Source organism: Pedobacter sp. 10L46_2 (assembly GCF_056395165.1).
On the sequence record NZ_JBFTIZ010000302.1, the window covers coordinates 5,166 to 9,018 of the forward strand.

A 3,853-nucleotide genomic window follows, 5' to 3' on the forward strand; every position below is an offset into this window, starting at 1 on the left:
GGTAAACATCGTTCAGACACAAATTCGTCGTCTTAATTTAATTCTGCTCAGCATTCACAACCTCAAAACTTCTGTACTGAGCCATTTCAGCAGAATGATGTACAACAAGCTTTAATTTCAAACTTTCAATTAATGCGTTGGCCAGTTCTATGCTGCGGTGTAAGTCGTTGATGCCTCTGATTTCAATACCTCTAGTCAGCATTTTGAATTTGTTAGGTTCAAATCTGATAATGAATTTCTTTAGGTCTGCACTCATTTTAATTTCTGTGTTTTTCATGGTCTTATATTTTAAGGGCGGAATGCTGTTGTTTTTTAGCAAATATAGCTATCGCACTCATTAAAAACTAAAAATATTAGTAATTTATTTCGAAATGTACTAACTTTGCTGTTACCTAAGTTTTGAACCATGAGAGAAGTAGATCTGTTCAAAAGGAATTACACAGATTCTGATGCTGTGTTTGAGAAAAATGAAGGAAGTATAAAGGATCGGAGGAAAGATGATTGAGTTGGATTATTTCCCAGATGGGGTTAATGATGTAGTTTACCAAGTGCTGCAATTTCGTACTGGTGAAGCTTGGCGGGTTGTTTGTGCAGGGGAGATGATATGTAGTATGGAAAAGTTGGATGGTCTTTGGTATGTGAAAGGAAAAACAATTCTGCCTCCTACACTTGTCGAAAGCATGGGGCGTTTAATTGATATGCAGCATTTTAATTTTTTGGCGGCCGAACTTAAACAACATTGGGGAGCATATGTTCAGGAAGCAATTGCTCAGGGTGAGAACCAATACTTAGTAATTTGTAAAGAAGGGATTGAATTTGAACGTTTTGAAAGGTTGTTTAGGGCTTATATTATAAATTTAGTTAGAGATCCTTGGGAGATACGTTTTAGGGTTTATAATGCGAGAATGTCTGAAGATTTTGAGGTTTTTATAAAAGGGCCTGTATTGGCATATTAATATGGAGCAGACCAGTTTGTTTAAAGAATCGGGCCAAAGTTCAGGGTTGCCTGTTGAATTGTTGGAATACCATCCCGATTTATTCAGCGAAACTCAGAGTGAGTTTTTGTTAAAGAAATTTATCGCGGAATCTCCTTGGAACCAAAAGATAATAAAGATTTATGACAAGGAAGTAATTACACCACGACTTACGGCCTGGTATGCAGATGCTGAAGCCTATGATTACACTTCTTTAGGTAGATCTATGCCAAATTTCTGGACCCCGGAACTGTTAATGATTAAGCAAAAAGTAGAATTAACGGCGGGAGTTCAGTTCAATAGTGTGTTGTTGAATTATTATCGTGATGGCAATGATTCGGTTGCCTGGCATAGTGATAATGAAAAGGCCTTAGGTAAACGTCCTGTGATTGCCTCAGTGAGTTTTGGACAAGTGAGGTGTTTTGATATTCGCAGAAAGAGCAATCACAGAGAAAAGTATTCAATCCGTTTAGAAAGTGGTGCACTGATGGTCATGAAGGGAGATTTGCAGATGAATTGGGAACATAGGATTGCAAAGTCGATGAAACCAATGAAACCAAGGGTAAATTTAACTTTCAGGGTTGTGATCTGATTTTTAATTTAGCATGACGATAATTCAGCCGTGACTAATCTTTTCCATCACTGTATATTCCAAATATTTAGCGAGTGTTGCAAACATCTAGTCACACTTTATTATAATAGGCTATGAGACAAGATATGGGATATTTTTCCACTTCATACAAATAGAAAAACAATGAAAAAGCAAATTTTAATGATACTGGGGGTGGTAATTGTATTGTGATCCTGTTCCAGGCACAATTATTATGCTTATCGTAATCCTTTTCCGGTGTATGTGGGCAATGAACAACAGAAGGTGGGTGTCAAGCAGGTGAGTATTATAATTGATTTGATTGATCGCAGGACCAAAAAGGTAATCTGGAGAGGTTGGGCAGGAGAATTAAACAATCCTGAAAAGGCAATTTCTCAATTGCCTAAGGTAATTGAGAATGGTTTTAAAAAGCTTTCTGCATAAGTAAACACTTGGGGCAGCTTTTAATCTTTACCAAAGCCTTGAATTACACGGTTCTGGACATTTTTAAACTTAGGTGGTAACTTGTTTATCTATTGAAAATTTACCACTTCCATTTATGAATGCAGTAATTGATAGACCAATAATCAATAAATGATATTCATACCCTTCACCCTTTTGATTCCCGAACCAATTCATGAAAAACCCATTTTGCAGATGTTCTGTGAAAATGATACCGATAAAAAGCATCACCATAGCTACTGACCACAGGCGTGTGGCAAATCCAATGATGAGCGAGATAGCACCGAAAAACTCAATAAAAATGACGAGAAAAGCCATTAACCAAGGTAAATGCAAGGTCTCGGTAAAAAAAGTCATCTCTTTAGAAAATCCTGGGCCGCCAAACCAGCCAAAAACTTTTTGTGCCCCATGCGGAAACATTACCAATCCAATTGTCAAACGTATGATTAGTCCTGTCCAATCGTTGTCTGTTTTAAAAATCATCTGCTTCATTCTGTTTTTTCTTACAAATGAAATGAAATGCTAGATTTTAAAAATTAAACTAGTTTAATAAAATTACCTTTTTTTACCAGTTTTCTGCGAAGCATGCTCAGGAAGACAGGAGTAATGCCCAAATATGCAGCTACCTGTTTCTGAGAAACACGCTGGGCCATCTGAGGGTATCTTTCTATGAAATACAAATATCTTTCCTCAGCGGAGCTGGAAAGGTTTTGTTTGATCCTGTTTTGTTGGGTTATAAAAGCATTTTGAAGAATAATCCGAAAGAAGCGTTCAAATTTCGGTACCTTCTCATACAACCGCTCTAAATTTTCTCTTGTGATTTGCAGAATTTCACTGTCTTCTAAAGCTTCAATAAAATAATCGGCAGGGGCTTGTGTTAAAAAACTGTACAGATCACTTATCCACCAGCTCTCTATTCCGAACATCACAATGTGTTCAACACCATTTTCATCTATACTGTAAACGCGGAAACATCCTTTTATGATAAAATTTTCGGTCTTGCAAATATCACCCTGGCGCAGTAAATAATCTCTCTTTTTTAGTGTTTTTGATTGAAGTAAAGAAACAAAGAAGTCAGCCTCTGTTCTATCGAGTGGGATATACTTAGTAATATTCTGTAGGATCAAGTCAAATCCCATAATTTATCTTCTAGGCAAGTATGAAATGCGGAAATCTTGAAAGGGTGAAATTACTTTTCACCATTAAATGTAATAACTATATTTAAATTTCGGGAAATTAAGCGTCATTAATGTTCGAGCAATAGATCCAGTGAATTAAAGAATAGACCTGCTTTAACTCATAAACTAAGTCCGAATAGATTGACATTGAAATTAGCGCGGAAATATGTGTTTAAAAGCGGAAAAGCTCAATTTCATAGCGAAATTGAGCTTTTCTAAGTAGTGGTATGCGCCGGGATCGAACCGGCGACACATGGATTTTCAGGCCATTTGCTCAATGTCGTAAGTGTCAGTTTTTCAAATGTTTACGAGTCGTTCTTAATTTCTTGCGGAATATTTGCGGAACAGCAGGAAATAAAAACCCTGATTGTCCTGATCAGGTTATTGTAAAGATACAGAAATATCCGCTTTTCCGGCCGACAGTTTTATGAAAGAAGTCTTCGTAGATGTACTTCAGAATTTTGCAATGAAACGCAATTAGAGATATTTCTGTACGAAATCAAATATTAATCGGAACCTCTCGCAATACAATTTGCTAATTCAAATTTGTTCACTATATTTATGTTTTTACTGACAGTAAATATTGATAAAATAAGAACGATGGATGCATTTAAACTATGGGAAGAGGCTACAGCTAAACTGCCTGAAAG

5 protein-coding genes and 1 pseudogene are annotated in these 3,853 nt (G+C 36.4%); 3 read left to right on the top strand and 3 right to left on the bottom strand.

Annotated elements, in window-relative coordinates; translation table 11 throughout:
* Positions 1-37 precede the first annotated feature (37 nt).
* Complete coding sequence (locus tag AC1DDX_RS23115) at positions 38-277, bottom strand: hypothetical protein (protein ID WP_288882136.1); 240 nt, start codon at positions 275-277, stop codon at positions 38-40.
* Between the two features lie 220 nt (positions 278-497).
* Here AC1DDX_RS23115 and AC1DDX_RS23120 point away from each other — a divergent pair, with 220 nt between their 5' ends.
* The 3 genes and pseudogenes from AC1DDX_RS23120 to AC1DDX_RS23130 all read left to right on the top strand — a co-directional run.
* Positions 498-956: a hypothetical protein gene (locus AC1DDX_RS23120; RefSeq protein ID WP_288882138.1), complete on the top strand. Its 459-nt coding sequence runs from the start codon at positions 498-500 to the stop codon at positions 954-956.
* 1 nt (position 957) lies between these two features.
* Positions 958-1,566, top strand: coding sequence for an alpha-ketoglutarate-dependent dioxygenase AlkB family protein (locus AC1DDX_RS23125; RefSeq protein WP_288882141.1), 609 nt, complete (start codon positions 958-960; stop codon positions 1,564-1,566).
* 237 nt (positions 1,567-1,803) lie between these two features.
* A pseudogene (locus AC1DDX_RS23130) lies at positions 1,804-2,007 on the top strand (DUF4136 domain-containing protein); the annotation flags it as partial.
* Between the two features lie 69 nt (positions 2,008-2,076).
* Here AC1DDX_RS23130 and AC1DDX_RS23135 read toward each other — a convergent pair.
* A complete protein-coding gene (locus tag AC1DDX_RS23135; RefSeq protein WP_172661424.1) occupies positions 2,077-2,517 on the bottom strand; it encodes a DoxX family protein in 441 nt (146 codons plus the stop codon).
* Positions 2,518-2,561: 44 nt separating this feature from the next.
* On the bottom strand, positions 2,562-3,164 hold the full coding sequence (locus AC1DDX_RS23140) for a Crp/Fnr family transcriptional regulator (protein ID WP_172661423.1): 603 nt from the start codon (positions 3,162-3,164) through the stop codon (positions 2,562-2,564).
* Positions 3,165-3,853 lie beyond the last annotated feature (689 nt).

Excerpts from the sequence above, each read along its gene's own strand:
- AC1DDX_RS23120 (WP_288882138.1), top strand. The coding sequence starts at position 498 with ATGATTGAGTTGGATTATTTCCCAGATGGGGTTAATGATGTAGTTTAC.
- AC1DDX_RS23115 (WP_288882136.1), bottom strand. The coding sequence starts at position 277 with ATGAAAAACACAGAAATTAAAATGAGTGCAGACCTAAAGAAATTCATT.
- AC1DDX_RS23140 (WP_172661423.1), bottom strand. The coding sequence starts at position 3,164 with ATGGGATTTGACTTGATCCTACAGAATATTACTAAGTATATCCCACTC.
- AC1DDX_RS23125 (WP_288882141.1), top strand. The coding sequence starts at position 958 with ATGGAGCAGACCAGTTTGTTTAAAGAATCGGGCCAAAGTTCAGGGTTG.
- AC1DDX_RS23135 (WP_172661424.1), bottom strand. The coding sequence starts at position 2,517 with ATGAAGCAGATGATTTTTAAAACAGACAACGATTGGACAGGACTAATC.